Source organism: Enterobacter sp. R4-368, assembly GCF_000410515.1.
Classification (GTDB): domain Bacteria; phylum Pseudomonadota; class Gammaproteobacteria; order Enterobacterales; family Enterobacteriaceae; genus Kosakonia.
The window spans coordinates 1,181,502-1,199,660 of record NC_021500.1 but is presented as its reverse complement, the minus strand read 5'-3'; the positions used below and the strand labels follow the sequence as shown (position 1 = coordinate 1,199,660).

The 18,159-nt window shown below is 53.4% G+C and carries 11 protein-coding genes; 8 read left to right on the top strand and 3 right to left on the bottom strand.

The features are described 5' to 3' along the window. Nucleotides 1-44 precede the first annotated feature (44 nt). Nucleotides 45-1,058 carry a zinc-binding alcohol dehydrogenase family protein gene (locus tag H650_RS05570; protein ID WP_020454352.1) on the bottom strand — a complete coding sequence of 338 codons (1,014 nt, stop codon included), beginning with the start codon at nucleotides 1,056-1,058 and terminating at the stop codon, nucleotides 45-47. 108 nt (nucleotides 1,059-1,166) lie between these two features. Continuing rightward, complete coding sequence (locus H650_RS05565; RefSeq protein WP_044489418.1) at nucleotides 1,167-2,297, bottom strand: ABC transporter ATP-binding protein; 1,131 nt, start codon at nucleotides 2,295-2,297, stop codon at nucleotides 1,167-1,169. Between the two features lie 352 nt (nucleotides 2,298-2,649). On the opposite strand from H650_RS05565, the gene H650_RS05560 reads away from it, so the two are divergent. The 6 genes from H650_RS05560 to H650_RS05535 all read left to right on the top strand — a co-directional run bounded on the left by H650_RS05560 (nucleotide 2,650) and on the right by H650_RS05535 (nucleotide 9,787). Next, the gene (locus H650_RS05560; protein WP_020454350.1) at nucleotides 2,650-3,885 is read left to right on the top strand and encodes an extracellular solute-binding protein; all 1,236 of its coding nucleotides are present in this window, start codon (nucleotides 2,650-2,652) and stop codon (nucleotides 3,883-3,885) included. Between the two features lie 56 nt (nucleotides 3,886-3,941). Beyond that, complete coding sequence (locus tag H650_RS05555) at nucleotides 3,942-5,249, top strand: carbohydrate ABC transporter permease (protein ID WP_020454349.1); 1,308 nt, start codon at nucleotides 3,942-3,944, stop codon at nucleotides 5,247-5,249. A 10-nt stretch (nucleotides 5,250-5,259) separates the two neighbouring features. Next, a complete protein-coding gene (locus H650_RS05550; RefSeq protein WP_020454348.1) occupies nucleotides 5,260-6,111 on the top strand; it encodes a sugar ABC transporter permease in 852 nt (283 codons plus the stop codon). Nucleotides 6,112-6,115: 4 nt separating this feature from the next. Next, nucleotides 6,116-7,315: a glycoside hydrolase family 53 protein gene (locus H650_RS05545; RefSeq protein ID WP_020454347.1), complete on the top strand. Its 1,200-nt coding sequence runs from the start codon at nucleotides 6,116-6,118 to the stop codon at nucleotides 7,313-7,315. Between the two features lie 30 nt (nucleotides 7,316-7,345). Beyond that, nucleotides 7,346-9,403 carry a beta-galactosidase gene (locus tag H650_RS05540; protein ID WP_020454346.1) on the top strand — a complete coding sequence of 686 codons (2,058 nt, stop codon included), beginning with the start codon at nucleotides 7,346-7,348 and terminating at the stop codon, nucleotides 9,401-9,403. A gap of 66 nt (nucleotides 9,404-9,469) precedes the next feature. Further along, entirely contained in the window at nucleotides 9,470-9,787 is a 318-nt protein-coding gene (locus tag H650_RS05535) for a PTS sugar transporter subunit IIB (RefSeq protein WP_020454345.1), read from the top strand. A gap of 223 nt (nucleotides 9,788-10,010) precedes the next feature. Here H650_RS05535 and H650_RS05530 read toward each other — a convergent pair whose 3' ends face one another. Continuing rightward, a complete protein-coding gene (locus H650_RS05530; RefSeq protein ID WP_020454344.1) occupies nucleotides 10,011-11,276 on the bottom strand; it encodes a maltoporin in 1,266 nt (421 codons plus the stop codon). A gap of 268 nt (nucleotides 11,277-11,544) precedes the next feature. Between H650_RS05530 and H650_RS05525 the strand changes: the two genes are divergently transcribed. Both H650_RS05525 and H650_RS05520 read left to right on the top strand, forming a co-directional pair. Further along, complete coding sequence (locus H650_RS05525; RefSeq protein ID WP_020454343.1) at nucleotides 11,545-12,618, top strand: LacI family DNA-binding transcriptional regulator; 1,074 nt, start codon at nucleotides 11,545-11,547, stop codon at nucleotides 12,616-12,618. A gap of 760 nt (nucleotides 12,619-13,378) precedes the next feature. Then, nucleotides 13,379-18,109 (top strand): autotransporter outer membrane beta-barrel domain-containing protein, encoded by a 4,731-nt coding sequence (locus tag H650_RS05520; protein ID WP_020454342.1) that lies wholly within the window; start codon nucleotides 13,379-13,381, stop codon nucleotides 18,107-18,109. Nucleotides 18,110-18,159 lie beyond the last annotated feature (50 nt).

Sequence of the window (18,159 nt, the reverse complement as noted above, 5' to 3'; positions counted from 1 at the left end):
TTCGCTATCCGCTTGTAACCTTTAAGAATAATCCTGGCTAATCGTCAGCCCGCAAACCCTTCCAGCACGATTTTTCCCACCGCCCGCTGGCTTTCCAGCAGCGCATGGGCTTTGCGCAGATTCACGGCATTGATGGTGCCAAAGTGCTCGCCAAGCGTGGTTTTTAACACGCCTTCATCGATCAACTGCGCCACGCGTGAAAGCAACTGATGCTGGGCAATCATATCGTCAGTGGTGAACATTGAGCGGGTAAACATAAACTCCCAGTGCAGCGAAATGCTTTTCACCTTCAGCGGCATCGCGTCCAGGCTGTGCGGATCGTCAATCAGCGCCAGTTTACCCTGCGGTTTCAGGGCGTTAATCAGCTGCTGATAATGCTCTTCGGTATTATTGAGGCTGGCGACGTGTGAAACCTGTTTGATGCCAATGCGCGCCAGCTCTTCGGTCAGCGGTTTGCTGTGGTCAATCACATAATGCGCACCCAGCTCTTTTACCCACTGCTGGCTGGCGGGGCGAGATGCCGTACCAATGACCGTTAAGCGCGTTAGCTTACGAGCCAGCTGTGTCATGATCGAGCCTACGCCGCCCGCCGCGCCAACAATCAGCAGCACATCATTTTCGTTGCCGCCCTCTTTGATGCCAAGACGGTCGAACAATAACTCCCAGGCGGTAATGGCGGTTAAGGGCAGCGCGGCGGCGGCAGCGTTATCCAGCGTTTTCGGTTTGCGCGCCGCAATGCGTTCGTCCACCAACTGGAATTCACTGTTGCTGCCGGGGCGGGTCAACGCGCCGGCGTACCACACTTCATCGCCCGGCTGGAATAACGTTACCGCTTCCCCCACGGCAGTCACCACGCCAACGGCATCCCAGCCCAGCACGCGCGGAGTATCGGCGTTAAAACCGGCGCGCACTTTGGTGTCCACCGGGTTGACGGAAACGGCTTTCACTTCCACCAGTAAGTCGTGGCCGCTGGCGGTCGGTTGCGGCAGTTCAATGTCGGTAAGAAAATCCAGATTACTGCCGTTTTGCGCGGCGCGGGTAATAGCGATAGCTTTCATCATGGCTCCGTTAATGTGTTTTTGGTGTCGATGCAGATAAGGGTAGTCAAAGCCTATCTGATGAAAAACACGCAAAACGGAGCAGCACTTATCCTTGATGAGTGAAAATCAATTGATCGGGCCGTCCGGGGAGTCCGGGTTTGGCACCGGAATATCGGCGCTGACGCGCAAATCCCGATCGTCGAAAATCATGCAGTGGCGGCTATCAAAGGCGAGGGTAATTTTCTGCCACGGGCGGAAATGGACATCCCCCGGCAGCAGAATTTTTATGTTGTCATGGCCGTAACACTGACCAAACAGGTAGGTGTTATTACCCAGCCGTTCCACCACTTCACACTGAAATTCCAGCGGCGTACCACGCGTGACATCCGTGGAGAGATGCTCCGGACGAATGCCGAGCGTGATCGACGCACCGGGCTCCAGCCGCGAGGTGTCGATACCGAGCGTTAATTGATGCCCCTGCGCCAGCGTGATAGTCACTTCGCCGGGTTGCCAGGCTTTAACCGTTGCGGGCAGGAAATTCATCTTCGGCGAGCCAATAAACCCGGCGACAAACTTGTTTTTCGGATTGTAGTAGAGCGACATCGGCGAGCCCATCTGCTCGACATTGCCGTCGTTCATCACCACGATTTTATCCGCCAGCGTCATTGCTTCCACCTGATCGTGCGTGACATACACCATGGTGGTTTTCAGCTCCTGGTGCAGGCGCGCAATGTGCAGGCGCATCTCGACGCGCAGTTCGGCATCGAGGTTTGAGAGCGGCTCGTCGAACATAAACACACGCGGGTTACGCACAATCGCGCGGCCAATGGCGACGCGCTGGCGCTGGCCGCCGGAGAGCTGTTTCGGTTTTCGGTCCAGCAGATGGCTAAGTTGCAGGGTTTTCGCCACCATCTCCACCTGGCGGCGGATCTCCTCTTTCGGCACTTTGTTCACTTTCAGCCCGTAGCCCATATTTTCCGCCACGGTCATATGCGGATAGAGCGCGTAAGACTGAAACACCATCGACACGCCGCGATGTGCCGGCGCGACATCGTTCATCACTTCATCGCCAATCAACACTTCGCCTTCGCTGACTTCTTCCAGACCGGCAATCATGCGCAGCATGGTGGATTTACCGCAGCCGGAAGGGCCGACAAATACCGCGAATTCGCCATCATCAATCGACAAATTGACATTGTTCAGCGTCACCGTGTCGCCAAACCGTTTGGTGACATTCCTCAGTCGTATATTGGACATCAACGTTCCCCGAATGTAGTAGCCGTTATTTACCGTTTATGCCGTGCGCTGAGTGTTTTTGTATTACGTATAACAATCATCTGGCGTTGCTGCGTAACGGCGAAAAATCTTGCTATGACTATAACTTCCAGTGTTTTTGCGCCCTATATCGAATTTTCATTTCTGTAATGCCGGTCACATAACTCACCGTTTATGCTCGTTTTATTAATTGTTAAAGCGTAGCGTATAACAAATTCAATAAGGCGGGTGAATACGTCTTAAACCCTGCAATATCAGGTGGTTTGTTTAAAAGGTATCCTGATGCTGCGCCATAAAAACCACAAAATTGTTATACCTTGACATGAGGTTGATAATGAAAAAGAACACACTTACTGCACTGATCCTCTCTGCACTCGCCGTTGGCCAGACGGTTAGCCTGTCGGCGCACGCCGCCACTCAGCAGCTTAATGTCTGGGAAGACATCAAAAAGTCGGTCGGCATTCAGGACGCCGTAAAAGATTTCGAACAAAAGTACGACGTCAAAGTTAATGTGCAGGAGATGCCCTACGCGCAGCAGCTGGAGAAATTACGCCTCGATGGCCCGGCCGGCATTGGCCCGGATGTGCTGGTCATTCCTAATGATCAACTGGGTGGCGCGGTGGTGCAAGGGTTGCTGACCCCCCTGAATCTGGATAAAGAAAAAGTTGACGCCTTTACGCCAGCCTCGATCAATGCCTTTCGTCTGGATAACACGCTGTATGGTGTGCCGAAAGCGGTGGAAACCCTCGTGCTTATCTATAACAAGGAACTGATTGATAAGCCGCTGCAAAGCCTGCCGGAGTGGCTCGACTATTCGAAAAAACAGCGCGCACAGGACAAATACGGGCTGCTGGCCAAGTTTGACCAGGTTTATTACAGCTGGGGCGCGATCGGGCCGGAAGGCGGCTACCTGTTTGGTAAAAATGATAAAGGCGGCTTCAACCCGCAGGATATTGGCCTCAATAAACCGGGCGCGGTGGAAGCCGTCACCTTCCTGAAAAAATTCTATGCCGAAGGCGTATTTCCCTCCGGCATCCTCGGCGATAACGGCCTGAACGCCATCGATTCACTGTTTACCGAGAAAAAAGCCGCAGCGGTAATCAATGGCCCATGGGCGTTCCAGCCGTATGAAGCGGCGGGGATCAATTACGGCGTTGCGCCGCTGCCAAACTTACCAGACGGCAAACCGATGAGTTCCTTCCTCGGTGTGAAAGGCTATGTCGTTTCGACCTGGAGCAAAGACAAAAAGCTCGCCCAGCAATTCATCGAATTTATCAACCAGCCGCAGTACGTGAAAACGCGCTATATCGCCACGCGTGAAATCCCGGCGCAGAAAGCGATGATTGACGATCCGGTTATCAAAAACGACGAAAAAGCCAGCGCTGTGGCGGTACAGGCGGCGCGCGCGACGGCAATGCCGGGCATTCCGGAGATGGGCGAAGTGTGGGGCCCGGCGAACGCCGCGCTGGAGCTGAGCCTGACCGGCAAACAGGAACCGCAGGCGGCGCTCGATGCAGCCACCAAACAGATCCATATGCAAGTTGAAGCGATGCAGGCCAGTAACCAGTAACCGCGTGTTGTTGCGAAACGGGAGGGGCACCTCCCGTTGTTGAAAAGGAGTCGTACGTGATTATCAGTCCCAGCGAAAATTTTGCCAAAACGCATGGCGCAGGGCGGCATGCGTGGTGCGGGCTGCTGCTGGCCGTTGTGCCGGGTTTTGGTCAGTTTTATCACCGCCAGTGGTTAAAGGGCCTTATCTTCCTGGTGCTGCTTAGCAGCTTTATGGGCATTTTTTACGATTTTCTGCGCGAAGGATTGTGGGGGTTATACACGCTTGGCGAGGAAGTCCCGCGTGACAACTCCATTTTCTTGCTGGCGGAAGGGATTATCAGCGTACTGATCATCGCCTTTGGCGTGATGGTCTATTACCTCTCGCTGCGCGATGCGTGGGTAAACGGTAAAAAACGCGACGCAGGAAAGCCGCTCAACAGCGTACGCAAGCAGTACCAGTTGTTACTCAGCGACGGCTTCCCGTACCTGATGATCACGCCAGGCTTTATTCTGCTGGTGTTCGTGGTGATTTTCCCGATCCTCTTCGGTTTCGCCATCGCCTTCACTAACTACAACCTTTACCACACGCCGCCGGCCAGGCTGGTGGACTGGGTAGGGTTAAAGAACTTCGTCAACATCTTTACCTTGTCGATCTGGCGTTCGACCTTCCTGGATGTGCTGCAATGGACGGTGGTCTGGACGCTGCTGGCCACCACGTTGCAGTGTTCCGTTGGCGTACTGCTGGCAATACTGGTGAACCAGAAAGATCTGCGCTTTAAGCCGCTGGTACGCACCATTTTTATCCTGCCGTGGGCGGTGCCTGGGTTTGTCACCATTCTGGTGTTCGCCGGGATGTTTAACGACTCGTTTGGCGTGATTAACAATGCCATTCTCGCGTTCTTCGGCATTGCGCCGAAAGCGTGGCTGACGGATCCGTTCTGGACCAAAACGGCGTTGATCATGATGCAAACCTGGCTCGGTTTCCCGTTTGTTTTCGCCATGACGACCGGCGTGTTGCAGGCTATCCCGGACGATCTGTACGAAGCGGCGAAGATGGATGGCGCGGGCACCTGGACGCGGCTGCGCACCATTACGCTGCCGCTGGTGCTGTACTCGATTGCGCCGATCATCATTACCCAGTACACCTTCAACTTTAACAACTTCAACATCATCTATCTGTTTAACAACGGCGGCCCGGCAGTTGCGGGGGCGAACGCGGGTGGGACGGATATCCTGGTGTCGTGGATTTACAAGCTGACGATGTCCTCCTCGCAGTACGCGATTGCGGCGACCATCACCATTTTGCTGTCGATTTTTGTCGTCGGTCTGGCGCTGTGGCAGTTCCGCGCGACCAAATCCTTTAAAAACGACGACATGGCATAAGGGAAGAAAAATGGCTCAATCACAAAGTATCCGCCGCGAGAAGTGGATCCGCCTGACGCTCTCCTGGCTGGTTATCGCGCTGGTCTCGCTGATGATTATCTACCCGCTGGTGTGGACGATTGGCGCGTCGCTGAACGCAGGTAACAGCCTGCTCAGCACCTCGATAATTCCGGAAAATCTTTCGTTTCAGCACTACGCCGATCTGTTTAATGGCCAGGTCAATTACCTGACCTGGTACTGGAACTCAATGAAGATCAGCCTGCTGACGATGGTGCTGACCTTAATCAGCGTCAGTTTCACCGCCTACGCCTTTTCCCGCTTTCGGTTTAAAGGGCGGCAGAACGGGTTGATGCTGTTTTTGCTGCTGCAGATGATCCCGCAGTTTTCGGCGCTGATTGCCATTTTTGTGCTGTCGCAACTGTTGGGCTTAATCAACAGCCATATGGCGCTGGTGCTGATTTATGTCGCCGGAATGATCCCGATGAACACCTATCTGATGAAAGGCTATCTCGATGCCATTCCGCGTGACCTGGATGAGTCCGCACGCATGGACGGCGCGAGTAACTTTCGCATTTTTATTGAGATCATCATGCCGCTGTCGAAACCGATTGTGGCCGTAGTGGCACTGTTCTCTTTCACCGGGCCGCTGGGGGATTTCATTCTCTCCAGCACTATTCTGCGTACCCCGGACAAATACACGCTGCCGATTGGGCTTTACAACCTGGTGGCGCAAAAAATGGGCGCCAGTTACACCACCTACGCGGCGGGCGCGGTCTTGATCGCCGTTCCGGTGGCCATTCTTTATCTGGCACTGCAAAAATACTTCGTCTCCGGCCTGACCTCCGGCAGCACCAAAGGATAACCACATGAAAAGATTTGCACCCGCTCTGCTTGCTGTCTGTCTTGGTAGTTTGTCCGCCAGCACCTTTGCCGCCGACGCGTTAAAGACGCGTCCTTTTAGCGGCATGCCCGCCGATTTCATCAAAGGCGCGGATATTTCAACGCTGCTCGACGCCGAGAAACACGGGGCGAAGTTTTATAACGAAAATAACCAGCCGCAGGATGCGATCGCCATTCTGAAAGCCAACGGCGTCAACTATGTGCGCTTGCGGTTGTGGGTGGACCCGAAAGATGCGCAAGGCCAGGCCTATGGCGGCGGTAACAACGATTTAGCCAGCACGCTGGCGCTGGCGAAGCGGGTGAAAGCGCAGGGCATGAAACTGCTGCTCGATTTCCACTACAGCGATTTCTGGACCGATCCGGGCAAGCAATACAAACCGAAAGCCTGGGAAAAAATGGATTACCCGCAACTGAAAACGGTAATCCATGACTATACCCGCGACACCATCGCCCGCTTTAAGCAGGAGGGCGTGCTGCCGGATATGGTGCAAATCGGCAATGAGATCAACGGCGGCATGCTGTGGCCGGAAGGCAAAAGCTGGGGGCAGGGCGGCGGTGAGTTTGACCGGCTGGCGGGGTTGCTGAATTCCGCTATTGACGGCCTGAAAGAGAACCTGAAGAACGGCGAACAGGTGAAAATCATGCTGCATCTGGCGGAAGGCACCAAGAACGATACCTTCCGCTGGTGGTTTGATGAAATCACCAAACGCAACGTGCCGTTCGATGTCATTGGCCTCTCTATGTACACCTACTGGAACGGGCCAATCAGCGCATTGCAGGCCAATATGGACGACATCAGCAAGCGCTACAACAAAGATGTGATTGTGGTGGAAGCGGCCTACGGCTATACGCTGGCGAACTGTGATAACGCGGAAAACAGCTTCCAGGCGAAAGAAGAAAAAGAGGGCGGCTACCCCGGCACCGTGCAGGGGCAATATGACTATATCCACGATTTAATGCAGTCGGTAATGAATGTTCAGGGCCATCGCGGCAAGGGTATTTTTTATTGGGAACCGACCTGGATTGCCGTTCCCGGAAATACCTGGGCTACGCAAGCGGGGATGAAATATATCAACGACCAGTGGAAAGAGGGAAATGCCCGCGAAAACCAGGCGTTATTTGATTGCCAGGGGAAAGTGCTGCCATCGGTAAAAGTTTTTAATTAATTTTGGTGTGGTAAATTTCAGGAATTCATTATGAATAAATTTGCGCCTTTAAGCCCGAAGGTTGTCTCGCTATTGCATGGCGCGGACTATAACCCGGAACAGTGGGAAAACTATCCCGATATTATTGATAACGACATTGCCATGATGCAGCAGGCAAAATGCAATGTGATGTCCGTCGGCATATTCAGCTGGTCGAAACTCGAACCGCAGGAAGGGGTATTTAATTTCGCCTGGCTGGATGAGGTCATCGATAAATTATATGCCGCCGGTATCCATATATTTCTGGCCACGCCAAGCGGCGCGCGTCCGGCGTGGTTGTCACAAAAATACCCGGAGGTGCTGCGGGTCGGGCGCGATCGCGTTCCGGCGCTGCACGGCGGGCGGCACAACCACTGCATGACCTCGCCGGTGTACCGGGAAAAAACGCTGAAAATCAATACGCTGCTGGCAGAGCGCTATGCGCATCATCCGGCGGTGCTGGGCTGGCACATTTCCAATGAATACGGCGGTGAATGCCACTGCGCGCTGTGTCAGGAGAAATTCCGCGGCTGGCTGAAAGCACGTTATCAGACGCTGGACAACCTCAATCACGCCTGGTGGAGCGACTTCTGGAGCCACACTTACAGCGACTGGTCGCAGATCCAGTCACCGGCGCCGCAGGGGGAAGTCTCCATTCACGGGCTGAACCTCGACTGGCGGCGTTTTAACACCGCGCAGGTAACCGATTTTTGCCGTCATGAAGTGGCCCCGCTGAAAACCGCCAACGCGGCACTGCCGGTGACCACCAATTTTATGGAGTATTTCTACGATTACGACTACTGGCAACTGGCTGAAGCGATCGATTTTATCTCCTGGGACAGCTACCCGATGTGGCACCGGGATAAAGACGAAACGGCGCTGGCTTGCTACACCGCCATGTATCACGACATGATGCGCACGCTGAAAGGCGGCAAACCGTTTGTGCTGATGGAGTCGACGCCGAGCGTCACCAACTGGCAGCCGACCAGCAAGCTGAAAAAGCCGGGAATGCACATTCTCTCGTCGCTGCAGGCGGTGGCACACGGTGCCGATTCAGTGCAGTACTTCCAGTGGCGTAAAAGCCGTGGTTCGGTCGAGAAGTTCCACGGCGCGGTTATCGATCACGTCGGGCATCTGGATACGCGCGTGGGGCGTGAAGTGTGCGCGCTGGGCGACATGCTCAGTAAACTCACCCCGGTAATGGGGTGCCGAACCGATGCCCGCGTGGCAATTATCTTCGATCAGCAGAACCGCTGGGCGCTGGATGACGCCGAAGGGCCGCGCAATAAAGGCCTGGAGTATGAAAAAACGGTTAACGAGCACTATCGCCCGTTCTGGGAAAAAGGCATTGCCGTGGATGTGATCAATGCCGATGCCGATCTCAGCCGTTACCAGCTGGTGATTGCGCCGATGCTGTATATGGTGCGCGACGGTTTTGCCGAACGCGCAGAAGCGTTTGTTGCGGCGGGCGGTCATCTGGTGACCTCCTACTGGACCGGCGTGGTCAATGAAAGCGATCTCTGTTATCTCGGCGGTTTCCCTGGCCCGCTGCGCAAATTGCTGGGTATCTGGGCAGAAGAGATTGATTGCCTGGACGACAACGAGCGCAATCTGGTGCAGGGGCTGGCGGGTAACGAGGCCGGATTACAGGGACCGTATCAGGCGCGCCATCTGTGTGAGTTGATCCATACCGAGAGCGCGCAGGCGCTGGCAACCTACCGGGATGATTTCTACGCCGGGCGACCCGCCGTGACGGTCAATCATGTCGGCAAAGGCAAGGCCTGGCACGTCGCATCACGCAACGATCTCGCTTTCCAGCGTGATTTCTTCGCCAACATTATTGAGGAGTTGAAGTTGCCGCGCGCGTTACAACACGATTTGCCGCCGGGCGTCGTTGCCACGGCGCGTACGGATGGCGAAAGCACGTTTGTCTTTATTCAGAACTTTAGCGCCCAGCAGCAGGTGATAACGCTGCCTGACGGTTATCAGGATTGTTTATCCGGTTCGTCGGTCAGCGGCGCGATGTCGCTGGCTCCCTGGGATTGCCGGGTTATTCGCCGTAACGCATAAGTGAACCTTCCGCGCCTGCCCATTCGGGCAGGCGTTTTTTTATCTGCTGATTATCAGGAGACTATTATGGTGAGCCTTAAATCCTTCCTGCACTACTTCTCTGAAGCGAAAAATGCGGCAACAACGCCGATTAGTGAGGGGGAATTGCAGAAAATCCAGAGGCTGGCGCAAGCCTTTGGTGGCGCGCGGAATATTGCGCATGTGGATGCCTGCTTAACCCGTTTGCGCGTCTCGGTAAACGATCTGGCTATTGTCGATTCTCAGGCGCTACAAAATGAAGGGGCGCTGGGGGTGATTATTCTTGGGCAAGAAGTTCATGCTATTTTTGGCAAACAGTCTGACGCGCTACGTAAATTGCTTGATGAACATTTCTCCTCTCGCTAATAGATAAAAAAAGGGATACCTGCATGGGTATCCCAAAATAAAACAGTGGCAACTTTGCTCAGTTTGCGGAGATAAAATAAATAATGATGTTACTCGTTAATACAGACAACATAGTGCGTTATCCTATTGCGGCGTAATAGTTTCCCGGTGTTGGCTTATTAAAATAAATCGCCAGAGCAAACAAATTTAACCAACAAAGCGATAACGTGCAGGATGAAGCGTATTACCACCAGGCCTCAACCTGAACACCGAAGTTCCAGGTATTATTTTTCGTTCCATCTTCAAATGATTTCCCGTCTTCCGAATCATTTAAATAGGAGGCGAAAAGGCGTAATTCAGGACGAGACATAAATTCTGGGCCATCCGCCAGACCGACAGCAAAAGTATATTTTTCGCCGCTCTGTTTGTAGTGAGTACCGTTTTTATAATCATCTTTCTGGTAGAAGCCGCCGACTTCACCAATCAGGCGTACATAATTGGTGAGCTGATACTGGGCGCGGCCAACCAGCGAAACCAGACGTGTTTTGTCGGTGTATTCGGTGATGTCATTGGCCGAGCCGTATGTCAGCACGTGGTTCAGCGAGAACTTATCGGTAATCGGAATCAGGCCGGTGTTAATCACGCGATAGCCGCTGGCGTCATTAACGTAATGCCACATGTCGTACCAGCCGCCGCCCTGCGACACCATGTTCTGCGCCAGCCCTTTGTTAGCGTATTGCAGCACCAGCTTGTTGTAACCGCCAAACATATCCTGGCTGATTTCACCGGTTACCATCACGCCATCATCGGCTTCATACAGGCCGCCATATTGTTTCTGTTTTTTGGTCGGGTTTGGCATGGCGTAATCAACGCCGAACTCGGTCCACGCGCCTGACCACGGTTTCCAGCCCGCGTAACGCAGGTCGATGTAGTTGATGTTGACATCGTTATCGTTATCCACGCGGTAATCGACATCGTTGGCGTCGCCACGGATCCACGCCACGGATACTGCGCCCGGGCCTAAGGTGTAGTTTTCAACGCCTGCGCCGGAACCGGAAATGTTCCAGTATTTGGTATCGATAATGTGCAGATCGTGGCGCTGGTAGTAACGTTTACCGCCCCAGATCACCGCGTTGGGATCGTTAGGGATAAGTCCTTTGATTTGCAGATTTAACTGGCGCAAACCGAATTGGGCATCATCGCCAATGGTGGTTTCGTTATCGTTGGAGCCGTCGGAAACCATGCTCACCATGGTATCGAGGTAAAAGCTCACTTCGTCTTTCTTATACACTTCCGAGCCCAGTTCCACTTCCCCGTAGGTGTCGGATTCGTTACCGAGGCGGCCGAGTTTGTTTTTCTGCCACTCCACCTGTCCGCCATCGCCCGACACGCCTACGCCGCCGCGCAGGTAACCGTGAAAGTCGATAGGCACCGATGAGGCGGCCAGGATAGATGGTGAAGTCAGCGCAGCGGCTAACGCAAGTGTGAGAGTGCGTAGCGTAGTGTTCATATCATTCCTCTTATTGTTTTGTATTACGTTCACATAAACGCTGTCATAAAATGCCTAAATGTAAAAACAGGCAAACTAACGATTGCGAATGTGTGATTAAGTGCAAATAAATCAGCGTTTTTTGTTACAGGTAGCGAATTCCTTCACAATGTTCGCTATTGTGAGCGTGATACTTATTTGGCAAAAAAGAGACGAGGGAAAGTGTGGTGAGCGTTTTTTTAGATGGCCCCTGTTACAATCGGCGCATAACAACATAAGGAACCGGACCATGAAGTCTAAAAGTGCGACGTTAGAAGACGTTGCCCGCCATGCGGGTGTCTCCTATCAGACCGTGTCCAGGGTACTCAACAAATCTGCCAATGTATCCGAAGCCACGCGTCTCAAGGTTGAGAAATCCATAGAGTTATTGCGCTACGTCCCCAACAGGCTGGCTCAACAGTTGGTCGGCAAGCAGAGCCAGACCATTGGGCTGGTGACCACTTCGCTGGCGCTGCACGCGCCATCGCAGGTGGCCGCGGCGGTAAAACGCTACGCCAACCTCGATGGTTACCAGGTGCTGATCTCGATGATTGATGAGAACGTCAATCATGATATCCAGTCTGCTATCAACGAACTGAAATCACAGCTTGTCGATAAAGTGATCATCAACGTGCCGCTGGAGACCGAACAGGCGCAGCGCATCGCGTCTGACAACGATGATATCGTCTGTCTGTTTCTCGATGTTGATCCTTACAGTTCGGTGTTTAACGTTTCGTTTAACCCGGCAGACGGAACCCGTGCCAGCGTCAAACACCTGTACGATTTGGGGCACCGGGAGATTGCCTTACTGGCCGGACCGGAGAGTTCCGTCTCTGCGAAGCTGCGCCTGAAAAGCTGGATCGAAACCCTTAACGGCTATGGACTGAAACCGGTGATGGTTTTCCACGGTAACTGGGACGCGCAGAGTGGTTACGCCGGTGCGCTACAGATGCTGCGTGAAACGCCAAACTTTACCGCCGTGTTGGTAGGTAACGACCAGATGGCGCTGGGCGTATTAAGCGCGTTTCATCAGCACCAGGTGGCGATCCCCGGTGAGAAATCGGTCATCGGTTATGACGACACTTACGAAAGCTCGTTCTTTTATCCGGCGCTGACCACCGTCTCGCTGGATCTTGATTTACAGGGTAAGGAAGCGGTTCGGCGGCTACTCGACAGCGGTCACGGCGATGCCACTCGCAGCTCTTCGGTACTGCCGGCGCGGCTCATTGTGCGCCATTCCACCGGGGCACTGCAGGCGCAGGGCACCAACCTGCAAGAGATTGCCCAGCAACTGCAAGCCATTGCGCACAAGTTATGGAAATGATCGCGCTTTAATGTCGCCTGTCACCCGGCATGTGTGCCGGGTGATATCACCGCACCGGTTCACTTTACAATCCCTTATTCCGTCTTTCCGCCATGTCTATATTTTCGGGCTTGCGCTGAGGCTGCATTTATTTTCGGATTTTTAATTTTATTAATTAACAGAAAAATAACAGGCAACTTGTTAATATTTCTCAATTCATTGAATGCAATAAACGGCAAGTAAAAAATGCTCTTGCCTGGTAGCGGTTCATCAATTTGCTGTTAAGATAACACTTGCGTGAGGATTAATGTCGACGTTTTAGTGGAAGTGTTATTAAGCGTTTACTTAACTGATAAACATCTTGTGGTCTTAGCGGTAACAGTAAATTGGATATATTTAATATTTTAACTTTCGGGCGTTATTTTTCGATGTAATAGCGTTTTATTTTATCTGTTCCATTAATTTATCTTCCACGACTGTTACGAATTGTTCAGTTGGTGTCGTGGTGCGTTCGCATTAGCTGTAGGGCACTCTGCCCGTATTTGACCGGAATAGATTACAGGAACGCTTATTTTTAAATATAAGGAAGTTCTATATGGAAAGGATGGGGAAACCTAATTCAGGTAAGTTAGTACCGCAATTCTCTGTAACCTCGCAACCCGGCATGGCGCACTACCCACTAAATAGCGTGCCGAATATGAAAACCCCGCTTACGCGCCTTTCCTGCGCAGTGAGACTTACCTTTCCAATACTCCTTTTTTTTACGGGCATTCCTTATGCAATGGCCGTAAATATTACGCAAAACACCCTTTACGATAAGCCGGTTAACGATATTAATGATGGCCTTAACTTCACTTCGAATAGCGGTCTGGAAATTACCGCCGGGGCTGGCACCGTGAATGTCACAAACGGCGCAGGTCCGTATGCAGTAGAGATGGACAACGCTTATTTATGGTTACATGGCGGTTCGCTTAATGGCGCAGGCGATCTGCTTGTGAAGGGGCAGTCGCAGATTCAGTTCGGCGGAGCACAGATCGGTGGTGTCCCCGCCTTGACAAACGGATACGGCGGCACATTTACATTCGGTAATCTTGTGACAGGCGCCGGTGCTGGCACGTCAACGGCTATCAATATTTATGATGCGCAGTCGGTAATCGTGGCCAGCAGCATCAACCTGCAGTCTGAAACAAGCCAGTATGTCCAGACTGGTGGCATGACCACGGTGGCGCATGATATGTCAATTTCACCCAGTGGCGGCGCGGCGAGTGGTGGGTTGTCGGTTAGCGGTTCTGCGATCCTGAATGTAGGCGATAATCTCACCGCCGATCTCGCTGGCGGTGGCATAGGGTTACATATTGCCGATGGCGCAACCGTCAACGTTGGCGGCGATTTAACGCTTTCTAATAATCAAATACTCAATGATATCAATGCGGTTGCGGAAAAGGCATTAATTCGCAATGCGGACGTGCATGTTAACGGCGATATGAACCTTAACGGTACGCATGCCGGCGACACGGCCTGGCAAATACATGGCGGTTCTTCCGGGCAACACGTGGTAATCGACGAAAATATGAATCTCAATGCCTCGGCCACCGGTAATAACATGAAAACGGTACTCGGTCATAATGCCTGGGTGGAAGTGGGAGAAAATATTAACCTTAGCAGCGTATCTGGAGCAAATAACACCCTTTATATTGGCGATGCATTAACGGATGAACTAAATCACATTCGGGCAAGTCGCATTATTATGAGTGGGGGCGGCGATAATAAAGTTATTTTTAATAATAATTTCTCTACGCAGTCGAATGATGACGGCTATGTTTTTAATATGCAAATATTGGGTGAGGGTGGTGTTGAATATCAGTCGGGGCATACCACGCTCGGTTTAGAGTCAGATTATAGTGGTGATACAGTAATTAGCGGCGGTTTAGTCACCATTAAACATACGAAAGCGCTGGGATCAAATACTATAACAATTAATACTGACGCCAACGACCGGTCGCAAGGTCTGGAAATTGCCGGGATGGAACACTATGCCTTCACCAATAGAATGATCGGCACGGGTATGACTACCGTATCAGGGGATGTCATCATTTTTATTAATAAAAACACCTATGCCGGAATGTGGAATATCACTGGGAAAGCAGCAGCCAGTAAGGATTTATTATTCAGTAATAACGCCTTTGGCACGGGTACTATGAATGTCGATGCAAGTGGGGAATTCACTGCGCAAACAGACGCTGCTTTCGAATTTAATAATCACCTGACCGGTACGGGCGACTTTATCGCCGATAATAACTATAACTCATTTAATTTTACCGCTAATGTCGGACGTGATTTTTCCGGCGATGTCTATCTCAGGAATAATGATTTTCTGCTGGGTGGGGTCAATACCACCGCGCTCACCCAGGCCACACTGCATGTTGAAAACGGCAACACCACCACCGTTGGCACAGGCACCCAGTCGATTGGCGGTCTGGCTTTCAACGGCGGCACAATGGTGTTTGGTGATATCGACACCCTGCCTTTGGTGGAGGCGGCCGGAAATGTGGATTTGTCCGGGCGGGGCACAATTCAGATCAGCAACAGCTTGCAAAATACGTCACAGACGCCGGATACCAGCAAACCGCTCCTGCAACAGGATGAGTCCGGTGTTGCGCTCAGGTTAGTGGAAAGCCAGCAAGCCGTGACTGGCGCCGGCGGAAATTTGCTGCTCGTCGATGAACATGGTCAGGCTGTTTCCGCGGAAATGGAGCACGATGTTACGCAAAATGGCCAGACGGTGGCGAAAGGGCACTATGACTATCGTCTTACCAGCGGTAGTGGCGCGGATGGTATGTATATCAATTACGGGCTGACCGAGCTTGAACTGCTGGCGCAGGGCAATGACGCCCTGACATTGAATGCCGAAGGCAACAGCGGTAACGCCGCCGATCTGAGCGCGAAAGTCAGCGGAAGCGGTGATTTACAAATTAATACCGATACCGCGGTTTCATTATCCAATCGGGATAACGACTACACCGGCGTGACGCGGATGGTGGCAGGTGAGTTGCGCTTAGCAAACGATCAGACTCTGGGCAACACTTCCTTAGTCGACATGGCCTCCGCAACGGTGCTGGACATTCATGGCTACCAGCAAACTCTGGGCGCGGTGGAGAGCCAGCAGGGATCGCGGATTGATCTGGCGGGCGGCAACCTGACGGTGACCAACGGCGGTGCTATCGCTGGTGCGCTTACCGGCAGCGGCGCGTTGAATTTCACGGGTGGGCAGATGGCTATCCACGGTGACAATACCGCGCTCAGCGCCGACATCACCATAAAATCGGGGGCGTCAGTCACCCTTGATACTCCCCGGGGGCTGGGGACCGCGGGCATCGACAACCTCGGTTTTCTCAAATTTAACAGCGCCTCCGGTCTGTTTGAAAATCAGCTCACCAATAACGGCATCGTTGTGCTGAACGGCAGCGACATTCAGTTTTCCGCGGACAACACCCATTTCGGCGGGACGGTTGAGATTCGCGATGGCAGCCAGCTTACGGTGAATACAGGAAATCAGCTGAGCTCCGCTTCGATAATCAATGACGGAACGCTTCGGCTGGTGACTAACGATGACTGGACAGTGCAAAACAGCGTGACCGGTTCCGGCGGGCTGGAAAAAAGTGGCCTCGGTATCATTACGCTTTCGCAGGCTGCCGCACTCTACAGAGGCGAGACGAATATCCGGACTGGCGGTGTGAAGTTTGGCTCCCCCGAGGAGCCATTTACGCTTGAATCATCGCACGTCAATATCTATCAGGGCGCGGAGCTTATCGGCAACGGCGCGGTCGCGGGCGATGTCACGAATGCCGGCACGTTGTCGATTGGAGCCGGGAAGCAGTCTGCACGCGCGGCCGGTGCTGCCGCAGTGAGCGATGTTTTAACCATTAACGGCAACCTGAGTAACAGCGGCACGGTTCAGATAGGTGCGGCCAACAGTGGCAAAGCGCCGGGTAACCAGCTGGTAGTGAAAGGAGATTACCAGGGCAGAATCGGTTTGATTAATTTCAATACCGTTCTGGCGGATGACAGCGCCGCAACGGAAACGCTGCGCGTGGAAGGGGGTACCAGCGGTACGACTATGGTCAGCGTTAACAATGTTGGCGGCACGGGCAGGCAAACGCTGAACGGGATCCGGCTCATCCAGGTTAATGGTCGCTCCGCCGGGCGATTTACCCAGCTGGGGCGAATTGTCGCAGGCGCGTATGAATACAGGCTGGTGCGCGGCAACGGACAGGATCGTGCGCACTGGTATTTAAGCAACCAGATGCAAGAAATCATACCGCCTGATCCGGAGGACCCGCCGGTCGACCCCGAAGAGCCACCGTCTGAACCCGAAGATCCACCGAGCGAGCCGGAGCAGCCACCGACTGAACCCGATCAGCCGCCGTCTGAATCCGAAGATCCACCGACCGAGCCGGAGCAGCCACCGACTGAACCCGGTCAGCCGCCGTCTGAGCTGCCCGCACCTGACCCGACGCCACCGCAATCCACTAAGCCGATAAACCGGCCGGAAGGGGGAAGCTACACAGGAAATCTGGCGGCAGCCAACCGCATGTTTGCCATCCGTTTGCAGGATAGCGAGACCGATAACGCGCAGCAGGGCGATACCGCAGAGAGCAGCATGTGGATGCATCAGGCGGGGACACGTAACCGCTCGCGCGACGACAGCGGGCAATTGAAAACCGCGTCGACTCAGTACGTAATGATGCTCGGCGGCGACCTGGTACAGTGGCGCGACGGTCGCCAGGGGCGCGGGCGTGTGGGCGTCATGGCCGGGTACGGAAACAACCACAGCCACACGCACTCGACCGTCAGCGGTTACGACGCTGACGGTCGGGTAAATGGCTACACGGCAGGCGCATACGGCGCATGGTATGCCGACGATCTGAATAAAACCGGTCTGTATGTGGGAAGTTGGGCGCAGTATAGCTGGTTCAGCAATTCCGTCAGCGGTGAGGAACTCGCTACCGAGGCGTATCACGCCAAAGGCGTCAGTGCGTCCGTTGAAACCGCCTGGAACTGGAAAGCCGCTGAGTTTTCCGGCAGCAATGGTTCGCGGACAAGCTGGCACATCCAGCCGCAGGCGCAGGCTATCTGGATGGGAGTAAAAGCTGAAGATCACCGCGAAGCAAACGGCACGCGCGTCAGTGGCGAAGGGAGTAACGCGCTACAAACGCGGCTCGGGATCCGCAGTTGGTTGAACAGCTATGGCGGGCGTGATAATGGCAACGGGCGCACGTTACAGCCGTTTATCGAAGCCAACTGGATCCACAATACCCGACAGTTCGCCACACGTATGGATGGTGAAAGAATCAGCCAGGCGGGCGCGGAGAATGTCGGCGAAGTGAAAATCGGCATTACTGGCAGGTTGAACCCGCAGCTGAGTCTGTGGGGCAATGTCGGCCATCAACTCGGCAGCAAAAGCTATAGCAGTACGCAAGCGACCTTGGGTGTTCGTTATGAATTCAAATAGTTGCCTGTACACTTCTCTTTGTAAGGTTTGCCCGCATGTGGTGCTTGTAC